The following is a 16,868-nucleotide window of genomic DNA, read 5'->3' as shown; positions in this document are numbered from 1 at the left end:
GTGGGGCGGTGTGTGTTTTCGCCCCCGCCGTCCTTACCCGTCCCATCCCTGGGGCTGCCGCCCCAGACCCCGCTGTCGGCCCTGGACGGGCCTTGTCCTCAGACGCCGGACGGGCTGGGATGGCTGGGCCTGGGCTGGACTGATGCGGCAAACGGGTGGGCGGGAAACGCGACCTGGGCTGGACGGGCCTTGTCCTCAGACGCCGGACGGGCTGGGATGGCGGGCCTGGGCTGGACAGAGACGGTCAGGAGAGTTCGCGGGGCAGGGGGGTCGTGTGGGTCACGATCAGGCCCGATACCGCTCGGGTCAGGGCCACGTACAGGCGTCGTAGGCCCGTGCGTTCGTCGGGTTCGGCGTCCACCACCGCCTGGGGGTCGTCCAGGACCACGTAGTCGTACTCCAGGCCCTTCGCCAGTGACGCCGGTACCAGTGTCAGCCGGGTCTCGTGGGTCGTCTCCTCGCCCGGGGAGAGGTGGCCGATGCCCGCCGCCGTCAGTGCCTGGGCGAGGTCGGGGATGCGGGCGTCCGCCGCGATCAGGCCCGTCGAGCCCTCGTTGCGCAGCAACTCCTCGCAGGCCGCGACCACTTCACCCTCCCCGCTGATCGCCCGTACGTCGAAGAACCCCGGGTTCTCGCGGACCGACGCCACCGGCGTCAGACCCGGCGCGATGTGCGGCAGGAGGCGTGAGGCGTACGTGATCACGTCCGTCGGGACGCGGAAACCCGCCGTCAGTTCCTCGATCACGGCATCGGACTTGCCCAGGTGGGTGAGTGCCTCCGCCCAACTCCGCGTCGCCCACGGCGTCGTACCCTGCGCGAGGTCGCCGAGGACCGTCGCCGAGCCCGTCGTGCAGCGTCGGCCCACCGCCCGGTACTGCATCGGCGAGAGGTCCTGCGCCTCGTCCAGGACGACATGCCCGAGCGAGTGCGTGCGCTGGACCAGGTCGGTCGTCTCGTCGATCAACACGGCGTCCGCGGCAGACCACTTGGCCGCCTTCACCGACCGTACGGGCTTCGCCCAGAGGATCTCCTTCTGCTCGTCCGCGTCCAGGATTCCGGCCGCGTGGACGGCGAGGAAGTCGGCGTCGGTGAGCAGGCGAAGGACGAGTTTCGCGGGCTCGACGGGCGGCCAGAGGGTCTTCACGGCCGCCTTCACCGCCGCGTTGCGTGCGACGGCGTCCTGCACACGGTCGTCGGGGGCCTCGCCCGACCGTTCCATCTGCACCAGCACGAGGTGCGCGATGCGCTGCGGCAGGGCCTCCCGGGCGGCGCCGTAGCGAATGCCTCTGTCCAGCAACTCCCGTACGACGGCTTCGAGTTCGTACGCCGGGACGCGCCAGCGCCTGGATCCGCGTACGACCACCACGGGCTCGGTGGGCAGCGTCACGTGGGAGTACACGGCGCTGCGCAGGACGTCCGCCATTCGCGCGTCGCCCTTGATGACGGCCGCCGCCGACTCGTCCGTGCCACGCACTTCCACATGGGCCACCAGATCGTCGACGGTGGCCTGCTTGACCTCCAACTCGCCCAGGGCGGGCAGCACTTGCTCGATGTACTGGAGGAAGGAGCTGTTCGGCCCGATGACGAGGGTGCCGGTACGGGCCAGCCGCTCACGGTGGGCGTAGAGGAGATACGCGACCCGGTGCAGACCGACGGCCGTCTTCCCGGTGCCGGGACCCCCCTGCACGCACACCGAGCCGCCCAGCCCGCTGCGTACGATCTCGTCCTGCTCGGGCTGGATGGTCGCCACGATGTCGCGCATCGGACCCACACGCGGGCGCTCGATCTCCTGCTGGAGCAGCTTGCTGGTGGCAGCCGTCTCGGAGGGGTCGGAGAGGTGCTCGTCCTCGTACGCCGTGAGGTCCCCGCCGGTGTACCCGAACCGGCGGCGCAGGCCGACGTCCAGCGGGTCCTTCTTGGACGCCCGGTAGAACGGCTGGGACACCGGGGCCCGCCAGTCGATGACCATGGGGTCCCCGTCGGCGTCGTGGACGTGCCGCCGCCCGATGTAGAACTGCTCGCCCTCCGCGCCCTCGGCCTGCTCGGCGCCGGGGGCGTGCAGGTAATCGAGGCGGCCGAAGAACAGGGGGGTGTGGCTCAGGTCGGCGAGGGCCTTGATCCGCTCCTCGATCTGGCGGGAGAGGACCGCCGCGTTGACCCAGTTCGCGGTGACGTCCTTGATGTCGAGCGACTCCGCGTCCTCCCGCATGGCGCGCAGGGCCGCCCGGGAGGCGGCGAGGTGGGAGCGTTCGCGGCCGAGCGGATCGTCGGAGACGTGTGCGGGAATGGGCGCGGGAACGGGTTCGGACACGGGGCTGGACAAGGGGGTGCCTCCGGAGACCTGCCGCGTATCTGCTGGGTACGCGGTGCTGGGGTGTGGCGTCGAGAGCCGACCGGTTTCCGTCCGGGCGGCGGCACTCCACGACGGGAGGCGGGCAAGAGCCGAGATCCTAGGGGACACAAGGGCGCGGAGGCCAATCAATTTCGGCGCGTGCCCCCGCGTTCCCCCGCGTGCCCCCCGTGTTCTCCGGAGCGCGGACGTGCGTACGGTGCCTGTGGTTCCCTCAGTGGTCCCCTAGGGGACGGAGTCCACCTGCCTGTGGGGGAGACGTCCACCCCGAGGTGGACAGGGGGAGGCGGGAGGTTAGACCCGCAGGCCGATGCCACGGACGGCCCCGGAAGCGACCATGGATGCATGAGCGCAGCAGCCTTCAACCCCGCGTCCGTAGCCTCCGTGGCTTCCGCCCGCTCCGGCGCCACCCCCGTGCGGGGCGGCCACCGCCACCCCGTCGGCGACGCCCTGCGCGCCGTCAAGGTGTTCGCGGGCGCCGCACTGAGCGTCATACTCCTCGGCGAGTACGGGGAGGAAGCGGGCATCCGGCGCGGGTAAAGCGTTCAGGCCCTGTACGTGGTGCGGGAGGGCAGTCCCCGCAGCTTTGCCCGGTGTCCCGGTGTCCCGCTGTCGTGGGACTGCCCTCTGCCGACTTCCGATCATCCGATCAGGTGTCGGGACGTGCGTCGTCTGTCAGGTGGGGCTGGCTACGGGAGCGAGGTCCACTTCTGGTTGTTCTGGCCGCTGCACGTCCACAGGATGGCCGAGGTCCCGTTGGCCGTTCCTGCCTGTTCGGCGTCCAGGCACAGCCCGGCGTTGACGTTGCGGATCGACCCGTCGGCCTGCGTGGTCCACTTCTGGTTGTTCTGGCCGTTGCAGGGCCAGATGATGACTGGTGTGCCGTTGGTGGTGCCCTGGCCGGAGGCGTCCAGGCACTTGTCGCCGTAGACGCGGATCTCGCCGCCGGCCCAGGTGGTCCAGAGCTGGTTGGCGGCGGTCTGGCAGTCCCAGATCAGCGTCTTCGTCCCGGCCGCCGTGGCGGCACGGTCCACGTCCAGGCAGCGGCCGGATCCGGTACCGCGCAGGCGGGCGGTGGTGGAGGCCACAGGGCTGCCACCGGTCATTCTGAACACGGCGACCCCGTGCGCGGGGACGCTCGCCGAGATCTGCCCGGAGGTGTTCGACGTACCACCGGTCCACAGGTCGGTGAGCGTGAACGACCCTCCGGACAGCCCGACCTGCGCGGCCGTGGCGGTGACGGTCGCGGTGCCGCTCCCCCGGTTGAACAGGCCGACCGCGACCGAGCCGTCGGACAGGGGCTTGGCGAACACCTCGGTGTCGCCGTCGTCGCGCACCCTGCGCCCGCCCGCGCCCAGCGAGTCCTGGTCCACAGCCAGCAGCCGTGGGTTGCGCAGGATCGCGCTCACGTCGGTGGACATGGTGCGGATGTCGTTGCCGGCCATGAGCGGTGCGCCCATCAGTGACCACAGGGCGAAGTGGGAGCGGGCCTCGGTCAGCGACAGACCGGGACGGCCGACGACCAGCATGTCGGGGTCGTTCCAGTGCCCCGGGCCCGCCTGCGCGGCCAGCGGCGCGGTGATGTCCAGGACGTTGCCGACGCCCATGGGATAGCTGTTGGTGTTGCCGTTCTGCCAGATGTCGAGCAGGTCCTCGGTCGTCCGCCACAGGTCGGCGACCTGGCCCCAGTCGTAGGTGTTGCCGGTGGGGGAGTGGAAGCTGTTGGAGTTGATGCTGTAGACGATCGGACGGCCGGTGGCGCGCAGGGCGTCGCGCATGGTGGTGAACTGTGCGATCTGCTCGCTGAGGGTGCCGTTGCCGGAGCACCAGTCGTACTTGAGGTAGTCCACGCCCCATGAGGCGAACGAGGCCGCGTCCTGGGCCTCGTGGCCCTTGCTGCCGGTGGCGCCGGGGTAGTTGCCCACGCCCTGGGCGCACGTCTTCTCGTTGGGTGCCTGGTAGATGCCGAACTTCAGGCCCTTGCTGTGGATGTAGTCCCCGAGCGCCTTCATGCCGCTGGGGAACGTGGTCGGGTTGCCCCGCAGGTTGCCCGCGCCATCGCGCTGCGGGTCGAACCAGCAGTCGTCGACAACGACGTACTGGTAGCCGGCGTCCCTCATCCCCGAGGACACCATCGCGTCGGCGGCCTGGCGGACCTGCGCCTCGGTGATCCCGCATCCGAAGCTGTTCCAGCTGTTCCAGCCCATCGGCGGGGTGAGCGCCGGGCTGCCCGGCGCGGCCTGGGCGGTGGTGCCGGCGGAGGCGGTGACGCAGGTGGTGAGCGTCAGCGCGGTGGCTGCGAGGAGACGCAGCAGTCGTCTGTGTATGCGAACCATGGGGGGCCTTCCTGCGGGTGGCGAAAGGGAAGCCGCTTGTCAGCGGGCCGTTACAGGCACGGTCGCGAGCTGGTGATCATGTGTGAGCGCTCGGCGAGCGGTTGTTCGTGATGTCGAACGATGGTCGAACTGCTGAGCGGGCAGGGAGTGAGGGGGTAGGGGGTGAGTGAACAGGGAGTGAGTGAGCGGGAGGATGGAGAGCGACCCGGCGCTGCTTCCGCAGCGGCCTCAGTTCCGCACGATGCGCCAGCGGTTGTCGGTGGTGCCGTCGTCCGCGTCCTGGACCGCGAACGCGCCGACGGCGGTGGAGTTGTTCGCGATGGCGAGCAGCTTGCCGCTGTTCACGTTGCGGATCTTGTAGGTGCCGTCGCCCTGGTCGAGCAGTGTCCATCTGTGGTCGGCGGTGCCGGAGTCCGCCCACTGCAGGACGGTCGCGCCGTTGTCCGTGGACATGTTCAGAACGCCGAGCACCTTGCCGCTGTTGGCGTTGCGGAAGCGGACCGCGCTTCCGTCGGTGACCATGTACCAGTTGTGGTCGGCGGTGCCGTTGTCGGACCACTGAAGAGCGCGTCCACCGTCGGCCGTGGACATGTTCTGGATGCCCAGCAGGAGACCGCTGGCCGCGTTGACGAGACGGACGGTGCCGGTGGCGCCGGTGCTCCAGTACACGGTGTAGTTGTGGCCGTGCGCGTCGTGGAACGGGCCCAGGTTGACGGTGGAGCCGCCCGCGGTGGCGGTGAAGGCGAGCGAGCTGTTGCTGGTCCGGGTGATGGACGAGGTGTCCAGTGCCGGGAGGGAACTGAGCGCGGTGTCACCGTAGTTGCCGGACAGGACCACGGGGCCGTAGGTGATCGCGGCGACGTTCGCGTTGTCGTTGGCCGCTCGGACGACGGTCCGCATGGGCAGGCGGACGGTGACCGTGTCGCCGGAGGTCCACGAGCGGCTCAGGGTGGCGTAGCTGCCGGGGGTGGTGGCGATGTTCTGCGCGACGCCGTTGACGCTGACGGTGGCCCCGGCCGTCCAGCCCGGGATGCGCACGCGCATCGCCCAGGTGCCGGTGACGTTGCCGGTGACCTGGAGGGTCGTGGTGTCGCTGACGGGGTACGACGTGGTCTGGGTGACCGTGATGCCGCGCTCCGACCAGTTGAGCACCGAGGGCACGAACAGGTTCACGATCAGGGTGTTGTCGGTGCGGAAGTAGATGGAGTCCATCAGCTTGGTGTGCATCTCCAGGCCGGTGCCCTGGCAGCACCAGAAGGTGCCGTAGTCGGTGCTCCAGGTGCCGCCGCCCCACGCCGGGCCCACACCGCGTCGGCCGCCCGGGTTGAGCGGGGTGAAGTAGGTGACGTGGCCGTGGCTGTCGGCCGGGTTCTGCTGGCCGATCATCTGGTTCAGCCACGCCTGCTCGTAGTAGTCGAACAGCGCGGCCCGGTTCGGGTCCAGCGCGAACAACTCACGGGTGAGAGTGAGCATGTTGATGGTGTTGCAGCTTTCGCAGGTGTCCTTGTTCAGGAAGCCGGCGAGGGCGTTCGGGGCGCGGAAGTGCTCCGCCTGGCTGTTGCCGCCGATGGCGTAGGTGTGCGAGTTGACGGTGATGTTCCAGGCGTTGGTGGCGATGTCCCGGTAACGGGTGGTGCCGGTGGCCTTGAACTCCCGTGCGGCCCCGATCCACTTGGGCACCTGGGTGTTGGCGTGCAGCCCGTTGAGCTGGTCCTGGTTCGCCGCGAGCGGGTCGAACACGGCGGCGTGGTCGAACCGTTGGGCGACGGTGAGCCACCGCGCGTCGCCCGTCTGCTGGTAGAGGTCGGTCAGCACGGTGTTCATGCCGCCGAACTCGGTGCCCAGCATGGCCTGCATCTGCTGGCCGCTCAGTCGGCCGGTGCGCGAGTCGACCCAGCCCGCCAGGGCGAGCAGCACGTCACGGGCTTGGGTGCTGCCGATGAGGCGCCATACGTCCAGCAGTCCGGCGAGGGTCTTGTGGACGGTGTAGTACGGCACGTTGCCGTTGTTCAGGGTCCGCTGCTCGAGAGCGGTGAAGTCGGACTCGGGGTAGCCGGAGAGGTACCCGGCGCTGAAACCGGCGGCGCCGTTGTTGGCCTGGCACTTGGCCAGCTCCGCGACCACGTAGGTGGCCTTGTCCCGGCAGGTGGTGTCCCCGGTGACGGCGTACAACTGGGCCCACGCCGTGAGGAAGTGCCCCTGGACGTGGGTGCGGAAGGGGAAGTCCGGCGCGTCCCAGCCGCCGGTCGCGGCCGCGCCGTTGGTGGACAGCCGGTGGTTGGCGCGGAAGTTGTACAGCAGCCGGTCGGCGTCGACGAACCGCAGGTAGTTCTGCGTACGGTTCTGGTTGTCCAGCCACCGGCTCGCGGTCAGCCGTACCTGGCCGAGGTCGAAGGGGTGCGCCGAGACCCCGATGTCGGCCCTGGCGGGGGGAACGGCCGCCGCGAGGGCGGGAGAGCTGCCGACGAAGACTCCGGTGGCGGAGGCGGCGGCGGTGGCCCCGGCTGCTTGCAGGAGGCGTCGTCTGCTGACGTAGGAGGACATCTCAAACCTTTCGGGAGGCGAGAGAGCATGACTCGGCGCCGTGGGTGTGGCGGCTCACATGTCGGGCGGTGGGACGCGGCGCGCGGCTCGTTACGGGTTGGGGTGCTCGGCAAAAAAGTCCGGCCCCCAGGGGGGGCTCGGACTCTCGGGCTCATCGATCTTTGCCTTGCTACATGGGAGGGATTAACGGATATGAACCCACCTGGTGTCTAGCCTTGTGACACAAAAGCCTTGCCCCTGCACCGAATTGGCCTTCGAGTGGTGCCCTGTCGGCCAAGCCGGACATGGGATGTGTGGGGGATGTGTGAGGAAGCCTTCGGCTCCTGAACCCGCCGAACACCTCAGCCGTGGTACCGACAGGTCCTAGGGTCGCCAGTGGGCCCGCAGGGCTTCGCCCTGCGGGCCCACTGGCGAGCGTGGGGATCGGTCAGGCCCAGGGGCTGACCGCCGTGAAGGAACTGTCGGCGCGGAAGGTGGCGTTGTCCTGGAAGGGGTCGATGCGCAGTTCGTAGTTGTAGTGGCGGAGGAAGCGGCCGGGGTAGTTGTACGACTCCAGGCTGACCGAGCCGGTGGCCGAACCGGGGCGGGCGCAGTAGGTGGCGTCCTTGTTGAAGGCCGTCGTGCCGTTGCTCGCGTCGGCGCGGATCCGGTAGTCCATGTGGCGCAGGTAGCGGCCGGACGCGTCACGGAACGAGTAGCAGCTTCCGTCGGCCAGACCGGGGACGATCGTGAAGGTGGCGCTCTGCTTGACCGGCGCGGTGCTGGTGGACGTCACGGGGTCGATGTAGCCGAGGCTGTCGGACCGTACGACGGCGTAGCGGCCGGGGTAGTTGACCGACCTCAGTGAGCGGGTGGTCTCCGTCGGCAGAGTGGTGCCGGCGGTGACCGGGGCGATGCTGGTCAGGGTGGGCACGACCTTCTTGATCAGGCCGCCGGCGTCGAACTCCAGCTTGTCGATGGTGGTTTCGCGGTGGGTGCCGTCACCGCCGGGGATGGCGAAACGGTGGTAGGCGATGTACCAGTCGTCGGTACCGGGCACCTGGACCACGGAGTGGTGGCCGGGGCCCTTGATGCCGAGGGCGAGGTCCTTCTCCAGGATCACGCCTCGATTGGTCCAGGGACCGGTGGGCGAGGGGCCGGTGGCGTAGGCGACGCGGTAGTTCTCGTCCCGCGTGTCGTTCTCCGACCACATGAAGTAGTAGGTGCCCTGGCGCTTGATGACGAAGGAGCCCTCGCGGAAGCCGCTCGGGGTGATCTCGGTGACCTTGGAAGCGTCGAAGGAGATCATGTCGTCGTTCAGCGGGACCACGTAGGCCCGGGCGTTGCCCCAGTACAGGTACGACTGGCCGTCGTCGTCGGTGAAGACCGCCGGGTCGATCATCTGGCCGGAGTGGGAGCCACTGGCGATCAGCGGCTTGCCCAGGGGGTCCGTGAACGGGCCGGTGGGGGAGTCGGAGACCGCGACGCCGATGTTCGTGTCGGCGGAGTAGTAGAAGTAGTACTTGCCGTTCTTCGCGGTCATCGTCGGTGCCCAGGCCCGGCCGTTGGCCCAGCTGACGTCGGGGCCGAGGTCGAGGATGACGCCGTGGTCCGTCCAGTGGACCAGGTCCTTGGAGGAGTAGGCCTTGAACTGCGTACCGCTCCAGTTCGCGAAGCCGTCGGTGGTCGGATAGATGTAGTACGTGTCGCCGAAGCGGACGATGTTCGGGTCGGCGGTGAACCCCGGCAGGACCGGGCTGCGCATGACGAGCGCCGAGACCGTCCAGGTGCGCTTCGTCCCGTCGGAGCCGGTCACCTCGTACGTCACCGGGTTGGTGAAGTCGCGCGGGGTGCCGGAGGCCGGGCTGATGGACGCGCCCGTGGTCAGGGTGAACTGCGGGGCGAGCGCGGTGACGTCCGTGCCCTCCTTCACCGGCAGCGTGATCCTGCTGCCCGCGTCGTCGATGATGGCGTCGATCTTCAGTGCGGGGGAGGAGGCCGCGGAGATGCCCGCGGTGTTGCCGCTGATTTCGACTACCTCGCCGGGCGCCAGCGCGCGGTTGTAGACCCGGAAGTCGCGGATCTTGCCCTTGAAGAGCTTGTCCCCGCTGTAGAGCGACTTGCCGATGTAGTTGGCCGCGGTGGCGCCGGCGCCGATGGAACCGGGGGTGACGGTGACCGACGTGTTGCGGGCCACCTCCACGCCGTCCCGGTAGAGGATTCCCGTCGTGCCGGTCTGGGTGTAGGCGACGTGCTTCCAGACCGAGCGCGGCAGCGCGGCGGAGGTCCGGGTGTTCTGCTCGGTGGAGAAGCTCCCGGAGGTGATGGCGGTACGGAACGAGTCGCCGGTGCTGAACAGGTACCCGTTGCCGGTGCCGTTGGTGGTGTTGCCGAAGCCGTAGAGGAAGTAGGGCGTGCCCTGGGTGGCGTCGATCTGCACGTCCATCGAGACGGTGATCGAGTTCATGCCGCTCATGATGTTGTCCGGCACCTTGATGTAGGTGCTGGACCCGTTGAACGTGAGCCCTTCACCGGAACCCGACCAGCCCGCGGTGCCGTTCACGGTGCCGTTCCGGCCGTTGCCCGAGGCGTCCGCCGCCACGGTGCCGGAGGTGGCGTCGAGTTTGTACCAGAGGGCGAGGCCGTCGGTGATGTCCGCCGCCCGGGCAGGGGCGGCCGGGCCGACGACACCCACCAGAAGCGAGACGGCGGCGGCCACGGCGGCCAGAGCGCCCTGCCGGAATCTCCGGCGGCGCTGAGGTATGAGGCTGTGCATGGTTCACATCCCTCTGAGGAAGACAAGGGGTCAATTCGTCACGCGGGCCTGGTGACGGCGGCCCCCGGGCACCCCGATCCGCCGCGTCCGAGTGCGGTCGGTGCGGTGCGGCGACCAAGCGAGTTGTTCGATAAGTCGAACATTGTCCGTAACTTCGGGCAGACGCTAGGTGTGGGAAGCGGGGGGCGTCAATACCTCGGACGGCAGTAGTCCGCGGCACCTGAGAAGGCTGTGGGACTGAAACATGGCATGTCTATGGCGGAACAAGCGGCTACTTAAGCGAGTAAAGCGGCATGTTCTGCTCCCGCTTGAGGCACTTTCATCCACTTAACCGTTGACACGGGGCGGTTACGTCCCTGACCTTCATGCGTAACACCCGGCGCCTCGGAGCCCGAGGGGGCCCGCGCCTGAAGGTCTGGAGACCGAACGCCCTCGGGCCACCGCCCCATCTGCCGCACCCCGAACAGCAGAGTCACCCGAACCCGGAGTACACCCATGTCGTCAGGAAGACTGTCCCGTCGTAGCCTCCTGGGTGCCGCGGGCGCCGCTGTCGCCGCGACCGCGCTGCCTGTGATCCCCGCACTGTCGCCGTTGCTGGCGGAGGCCGCCGCCGCCGACCCCCAGACCAATCTGGAAAACCTGGCGAACATGCGGTTCGGCATGTTCAACCACTTCAACCTGGGCACCTTCACCAACCAGGAGTGGGCCGAGCCGAACCAGGATCCCGCTCTGTTCGCCCCCACGGCCGTGGACTGCGCCCAGTGGGCGGACGCCGCCGCGGCGGCGAAGATGAGCTACGGCATCCTGACGACCAAGCACCACGACGGCTTCGCCCTGTGGCCGAGCGCCCACGGCACCCAGAACGTCGCGAACAGCTCCTACAAGCAGGACGTCGTGAAGGCGTACTGCGACGCCTTCCGGGCGAAGGGCCTGAAGGTCGGGCTCTACTACTCGATATGGGACCGCACCTTCGGCGTCGAGGCGTGGGAGAGCCGGCACAAGGTGTCCGGACTCGAGATCACCGACGCCATCCAGCCCAGCGACATGACCTTCGTCCTCGGCCAGATCACCGAGCTGCTCACCAACTACGGCACCATCGACATGTTCGTCACCGACGGCTACGGGTGGCAGATGGGCCAGCAGGCCATCTCCTACCAGCGGGTCCGTGAGCTCGTGAAGTCGCTCCAGCCGGACATCGTCATGATCGACCACGGCGGACTGTCGGTGCCGTTCCTCGGCGACGCGATCTACTTCGAGGAGCCGCTCGGCATCACCGCCCCGGCCGGAAACACCTACGCCGCCACGCAGGGACAGACGATCAGCAACGGCTGGTTCTGGCACCCGACCACGCCGACCGAAGGCCTCATGAGCAAGGCGGCGATCCTGTCGCATCTGGCGGACCTGGAACCGAAGTACACCTCGTTCATCCTCAACTGCCCGCCCAACCGCAACGGCAAGCTGGACACCAACATCGTCAACCGGCTCGCCGAAGTCGGGGCGGCCTGGAGCCCGGACACCTCCAGGCCACCACTGCCGGCCCAGATGCCGCGCGCCGAACACCCCGTGACGCCTGTCAGCGCCTACGCGACCGGATTCCACACCGGCGAGGGACCGCTCAACGCCATCGACGGGCTGAGTGACAAGGGCTACGAGACCTGCTGGTCGACCTGGGGACTGTCCCCGGCCCTGCCGCACTCGATCACGATCGACCTGGGCGGGGTGTGGAGCAACGTCTCCACCCTGGAATACCTGCCCAAGCAGTGGAACCGCAGCGAGTCGGCCGACGGCGACATCACCTCGTACACCATCTCCACCAGCACCGACGGCGTGAACTTCACGCAGGTCGCCACCGGTACCTGGGCCGTCGGCCGCGCCACCAAGGTGGCCGAATGGCCCGCCCGGAACGTGGGTTTCGTACGGCTCCAGGCCAACGCGGGTACCGGCGGCTACGCCAACATGGGCGGTGTTCACATCGGCGGCCGGACGGCCAAGCCGGCCCTGCTGTCCACCACGCTCCCCGGCGACAGCACCGTCTACCGGCTGGTCGCCCGCCACAGCGGCAAGGTCGCCGACGTGCGGGGCGGCGGCACCGCGAACAACACCAGCGTCATCCAGTGGCCGTGGCTCAACAAGTCGAACCAGCAGTGGACCTTCGTCAAAACCGGCGACGGCTACTACAAGATCAAGGGGGTGGCCAGCGGCAAGCTCATGGAGGTCGGGGGTCTCTCCCGCGTGGACGGTGGCGTCGTCGGCATCTGGTCGGACGCCAACGCCCCCCAGCAGCACTGGGCGGTCACGCCCACCGGTGACGGCTACTACTTCCTCATCGACCGCTACAGCGGGCTCTGCCTCGCCGTCGACGAGGGCAGCACCACCGACGGAGCCACCATCGAGCAGCAGCCGTACGCGGCACTGACTCGGCAGCAATGGCAGATCATCGCCGTCTGACGATCGCACGGGTTGCGGGAGCGGGGGGTGGCGGGAGCGAGGGTGGGGGGAGCGGGCGTATCAGGCCCGCTCCCCCCACCCCCCCGCTCCCGCCGGGCTCAGCTCTCCGTCAGCAGTTCGTCCGCGTCCATGATCCGGTAGGCGTACCCCTGTTCCGCCAGGAACCGCTGGCGGTGTGCGGCGAAGTCCTGGTCGATGGTGTCCCGGGCGACCACCGAGTAGAAGTGGGCCTTGTGGCCGTCGGCCTTCGGCCGCAGCACGCGCCCCAGCCGCTGCGCCTCCTCCTGCCGCGACCCGAACGTGCCCGAGACCTGGATGGCGACGGTGGCCTCCGGCAGGTCGATGGAGAAGTTCGCGACCTTCGACACGACCAGCACGCTGATCTCGCCCTCCCGGAACGCGTCGAAGAGCTTCTCGCGCTGCGAGTTCGGCGTCTCACCCTTGATGACGGGCGCGTTCAGATGCTCGCCCAGTTCGTCGAGCTGGTCGATGTACTGGCCGATGACGAGGATCTGCTGTCCGGCGAAGCGCCGCACGATCGCCTCCGTGACCTTCCGCTTGGTCGCGGTGGTCGCACAGAAGCGGTACTTCTCCTCGGTCTCGGCGGTGGCGTACGCGATCCGCTCCGACTCCGTCAGATTGACCCTGACCTCCACACAGTCGGCGGGCGCGATGTAGCCCTGCGCCTCGATCTCCTTCCAGGGCGCGTCGAACCGCTTGGGCCCGATGAGCGAGAAGACGTCCGACTCCCGCCCGTCCTCCCGGACGAGGGTCGCGGTCAGGCCGAGGCGTCGCCGGGCCTGGAGATCGGCGGTGAACTTGAAGACGGGCGCGGGCAGCAGATGCACCTCGTCGTAGATGATCAGCCCCCAGTCGCGGGAGTCGAACAGCTCCAGGTGCGGGTAGACACCCTTACGCCTGGTCGTGAGCACCTGGTACGTGGCGATGGTGACCGGCCGGATCTCCTTGCGCGTACCGCTGTACTCGCCGATCTCCTCCTCGGTCAGCGACGTCCGCTTCACCAGCTCGTGCTTCCACTGCCGGGCCGAGACGGTGTTCGTGACGAGGATGAGGGTGGTGGCCTTCGCCTCGGCCATGGAACCGGCCCCGACCAGCGTCTTTCCCGCCCCACAGGGGAGTACGACCACTCCGCTGCCGCCGTGCCAGAAGTTCTCCACGGCCTGCTGCTGGTACGGGCGCAGCGCCCACCCGTCCTCGGCCAGCTCGATCGCGTGCGCCTCGCCGTCGACGTACCCGGCGAGATCCTCGGCCGGCCAGCCCAGCTTCAGCAGCACCTGCTTGATCTGCCCGCGCTCGGAGGGGTGCACGGCCACGGTGTCCGGGTCGAGCCGGGCGCCGACGAGCGGGGTGACCCGCTTGGAGCGCAGGATCTCCTCGAGCACGGGACGGTCGGTGGTCGTCAGGACCAGTCCGTGCGTCGGGTGCTTGCTCAACGTCAACCGCCCGTAGCGGTCCATCGTCTCGGCGATGTCGACGAGCAGCGCGTGCGGTACGGGATAGCGGCTGTACTGCACGAGCGCGTCGACGACCTGCTCGGCGTCGTGCCCGGCGGCCCGCGCGTTCCACAGGCCCAGTGGGGTCACCCGGTAGGTGTGGATGTGCTCCGGTGCCCGCTCCAGCTCCGCGAACGGTGCGATGGCCCGACGGCAGTCGCCGGCCTGCTCGTGGTCGACCTCCAGGAGCAGGGTCTTGTCCGACTGGACGATGAGAGGACCATTCACGTGCGTACACATCCCTTCCGTACGGCCTACGTACGGCCAAACGTCCAGTGTGCCTTACCGGCGGCCGGTCACGGCGGGGTGCGCATCACACCCCTACGGCTGGTCGTCCGCCAGTTCCGCCACCCCGGTGATCCGGTGCAGGGGGTACGTCCGTACCTCGTCCGCCGTGTGGTCGTACGCCGTCACGAAGCCGCCCTCCACGCGGATGGGGGCGATGACGCGCTGGCTGGCGGCGCCCTCGGCGTTGACGTACCCGATCCAGACGGCCTCGCCCGTCATCACGGCGGCCTGCATGGTGGCCAGGGTCTCGGCGGGGCCGGTGCGCGGGAGGTCGCCGTCGACGGCCGGGGTCTCCGTCGGCCTGCGTGGGGCCGTCGACGCCAGGTCGCCCGCCCTGATCGCGCGGATCGCCGCCGACAGGAGCGTGGCGTCGGGAGCCGGCGGGCCGTCCGGCACCGGGTCCGGGGCCGTGCGGGCCGGGGTGCGGTGGGCGTGGGCGCGGGTGATCAGGACGTCGCCCTCGGCGGACTCGGCGGCCGGCGCGAAACCCATGCCGCGCAGCCCTTCGAGGAGCGCCGACGGGTCGGCCTGGGCGGCCAGCACCGTGGGCGCGAGGCGCCGCAGCCGCAGATTCGCGGACCGCTTGTCGGCGAGGATCTCGCTGAGCACCGCGTCGTCGTCGCAGCGCACGTACGCCGAGGCCGCGCCGATCCGCAGGTGCCCGTGTCTGCGCGCGACGTCGTCGATGAGGTAGGCGAGGGGCTGCGGGACCGGCGTACGGGAGTGGGCGGCAAGGAAGTCGTGCAGGTCGGAGGCGGAGCGGCCGGCGTCCAGGGCGCGGCGTACGGAACCCGGGGTGAAGCGGTAGACCGTCGCGCCGCCCTTCGACTCGACGTCCGCGAGCACGCCGAGCACGTCGGCCAGCGGGCGCTCGAGCGGGCCCGGGGCCACCGCCGTCAGGTCCGCCTGGAGGAGGACGTGGTCGAGCGGTTCGGGCAGGAGCGGGGCGAGCAGCCGGGCCGCGGCGGCGGAGGCGACGGCCTGCTCGGGCGGCGAGAGCGGCTCCGGGACGGGATGCGCGGGATGGGTGTGGTGGGCGTGATCGGTGTGGTGGGTGTGGTTCGTGTGGTGGTGGACCGGGAGTTTGTCGCCCGGGCCGGTCGGTTCGGCCGTCTTCGCCGGTGCGGCGGGGGCGCCGAGCAGGGCCCGGCCCTGCGACGACAGGGCCCCCCGTCCCGTGACGCCCAGCGACTCGGCCTCGGACAGCGTCCAGCGGGCGAGTCTGGTGCGCAGGTCCTCGTCGCCCTCCCGGTCCTGCTGCGGGCCGCGCGTCGGACGCTCCCAGTGCAGCCGGGCCAGCACCGAGTCGACGGTCGGGGCCGTGCCCTCCGGGAGCGCGGCCAGCAGGGCCAGCACCCGGTGCCGTACCTCCGGCGCGGCCGACCGGTCCAGGCCCGGGCCGAGGGTGGACAGCGTACGGTCCTTGGCGTCCCGGCCGCCGATCACTCCCGGCGTCCGCGTCATCGTCAGCCACGCCTCCGCGAGCCGCGCCCAGCGCCGCGCCGCCGGCCACTCCAGCCACTCGTCGTACGCGGGGGTCGCCGCGTACCGCTCATCGGCCTCCCCGTCGGACGCCAACAGACCCGCCACATAGGCGAGTTCGACCCAGAAGGCGGCCACCGGCTCGGACACGTCCAGGGCGGCGGCCGTCCGCTTCAGATCACGGACGCTCAGCCCGCCGGCCCGCAGCACCACCGGGCCGCCCTCGTCCCAGTCCTTCAGCAACTCCTCGACGGTCGCGAGCGCCGTGTACGCCTGCCCGGCCGCCGCGCTGTCCACAACCTGTGGACGATGCGTCGCGACCGGCTCGATGCCGGGCGGCAACGGCTCCGTCGTACGGTGCGCCCGCCCGCCGCGCAGATGCAGCGCCACCTCGCGCGGCAGCACGACCGTGCCGGGCGTGGTCGGCAGCAGCAGCCCCCGGTCAAGGAGCCAGCGCAGATGTACGGCCGGAGCGGCGGTGACCTGCCCGTACGGCGGCCCCCAGACCAGGCGCCGCAACACGTCCAGGGAGTCCGGGGAGGCACCCTCGAGCAGCGCGGCCATCCGCTTGCGGTCGGTGAACAGGGCCGTCAGCGACGCCACCGCGCTCACCGCGTCGTGCGTCGACGTGAGCCCCGCCGCCGCCACGATCTCCTGGACCCGGCCCGGCGACATCCCCGCCGTCGCCTCCGCGACCGTCGGACCGAGCCCCGTCGCGGACGGATGCTGCGGCGAGGGCGCCAGCAGCTCGCGGGCGGTGCGCACGAGACGCAGCCGGTCCGTACCGCCCCACACCAGCGCCTGCTCGCGCAGCACACCGACGGCGCGCGGCAGGGCCGCCGTCACGCCGGGGTCGGCGTCGTCGCCCGCCAGAAGGGCCAGCAGAACGTCGTACGACGCCGGGTCCGGGGCCACGGCCAGCGCCTGCGCCGTCTGGAGCGTGAACCTGTCCAGACGCTCCAGGGCGCGCACGACCGACGCGCGCGTGCCGGCGCGGGTGGCCAGCTGGGTGAGGTCGGTGGGGACGGGGGTGATGAGGTCCGGACGGCTGCGCAGCAGCGCGGCGAGTGACGCGTCGTCCCGCGCGCGTAGCGCTTCCGCGAGGGAACGCGGTGCCGGTGTCTCCTCGGTGCTCATCCCGCCCACGGTAG

At 70.0% G+C, this 16,868-nt stretch carries 8 protein-coding genes; 2 read left to right on the top strand and 6 right to left on the bottom strand.

The window, feature by feature from the left end; genetic code table 11:
* Positions 1-244 precede the first annotated feature (244 nt).
* Positions 245-2,323 (bottom strand): HelD family protein, encoded by a 2,079-nt coding sequence (locus ADL01_RS35130; protein WP_078960938.1) that lies wholly within the window; start codon positions 2,321-2,323, stop codon positions 245-247.
* A gap of 372 nt (positions 2,324-2,695) precedes the next feature.
* Between ADL01_RS35130 and ADL01_RS35125 the strand changes: the two genes are divergently transcribed.
* The gene (locus ADL01_RS35125) at positions 2,696-2,890 is read left to right on the top strand and encodes a hypothetical protein (RefSeq protein ID WP_053746107.1); all 195 of its coding nucleotides are present in this window, start codon (positions 2,696-2,698) and stop codon (positions 2,888-2,890) included.
* Positions 2,891-3,039: 149 nt separating this feature from the next.
* Here the strand turns inward: ADL01_RS35125 and ADL01_RS35120 are convergent, their stop codons facing one another.
* The 3 genes from ADL01_RS35120 to ADL01_RS35110 form a co-directional block, all read right to left on the bottom strand.
* Positions 3,040-4,686, bottom strand: a complete 1,647-nt coding sequence (locus ADL01_RS35120) for a glycoside hydrolase family 27 protein (RefSeq protein WP_053746106.1) — start codon at positions 4,684-4,686, stop codon at positions 3,040-3,042.
* A 228-nt stretch (positions 4,687-4,914) separates the two neighbouring features.
* Positions 4,915-7,230: a beta-L-arabinofuranosidase domain-containing protein gene (locus tag ADL01_RS35115; protein WP_053746105.1), complete on the bottom strand. Its 2,316-nt coding sequence runs from the start codon at positions 7,228-7,230 to the stop codon at positions 4,915-4,917.
* Between the two features lie 427 nt (positions 7,231-7,657).
* Complete coding sequence (locus ADL01_RS35110; protein WP_078960937.1) at positions 7,658-9,985, bottom strand: family 43 glycosylhydrolase; 2,328 nt, start codon at positions 9,983-9,985, stop codon at positions 7,658-7,660.
* A gap of 495 nt (positions 9,986-10,480) precedes the next feature.
* On the opposite strand from ADL01_RS35110, the gene ADL01_RS35105 reads away from it, so the two are divergent.
* Positions 10,481-12,433 (top strand): RICIN domain-containing protein, encoded by a 1,953-nt coding sequence (locus tag ADL01_RS35105; protein WP_053746103.1) that lies wholly within the window; start codon positions 10,481-10,483, stop codon positions 12,431-12,433.
* A gap of 98 nt (positions 12,434-12,531) precedes the next feature.
* Here the strand turns inward: ADL01_RS35105 and ADL01_RS35100 are convergent, their stop codons facing one another.
* Together ADL01_RS35100 and ADL01_RS35095 are read right to left on the bottom strand one after the other, a co-directional pair.
* Positions 12,532-14,175, bottom strand: coding sequence for a DNA repair helicase XPB (locus ADL01_RS35100; RefSeq protein ID WP_053746111.1), 1,644 nt, complete (start codon positions 14,173-14,175; stop codon positions 12,532-12,534).
* Between the two features lie 93 nt (positions 14,176-14,268).
* On the bottom strand, positions 14,269-16,854 hold the full coding sequence (locus ADL01_RS35095) for a helicase-associated domain-containing protein (protein ID WP_053746102.1): 2,586 nt from the start codon (positions 16,852-16,854) through the stop codon (positions 14,269-14,271).
* Between the last annotated feature and the right edge of the window lie 14 nt (positions 16,855-16,868).

Origin of the sequence: Streptomyces sp. NRRL WC-3618 (genome assembly GCF_001280005.1) — a bacterium.
In the GTDB taxonomy this organism is placed as follows: Bacteria; Actinomycetota; Actinomycetes; order Streptomycetales; family Streptomycetaceae; genus Streptomyces.
Note: the sequence above shows the minus strand (reverse complement) of the source record. Positions and strands in the feature narration are given on the sequence as shown.

What these genes read in the sequence shown, in the direction of transcription:
- ADL01_RS35125 (WP_053746107.1), top strand. Translation starts at nt 2,696, where the DNA reads ATGAGCGCAGCAGCCTTCAACCCCGCGTCCGTAGCCTCCGTGGCTTCC.
- ADL01_RS35120 (WP_053746106.1), bottom strand. Translation starts at nt 4,686, where the DNA reads ATGGTTCGCATACACAGACGACTGCTGCGTCTCCTCGCAGCCACCGCG.
- ADL01_RS35115 (WP_053746105.1), bottom strand. Translation starts at nt 7,230, where the DNA reads ATGTCCTCCTACGTCAGCAGACGACGCCTCCTGCAAGCAGCCGGGGCC.
- ADL01_RS35110 (WP_078960937.1), bottom strand. Translation starts at nt 9,985, where the DNA reads ATGCACAGCCTCATACCTCAGCGCCGCCGGAGATTCCGGCAGGGCGCT.
- ADL01_RS35105 (WP_053746103.1), top strand. Translation starts at nt 10,481, where the DNA reads ATGTCGTCAGGAAGACTGTCCCGTCGTAGCCTCCTGGGTGCCGCGGGC.
- ADL01_RS35095 (WP_053746102.1), bottom strand. Translation starts at nt 16,854, where the DNA reads ATGAGCACCGAGGAGACACCGGCACCGCGTTCCCTCGCGGAAGCGCTA.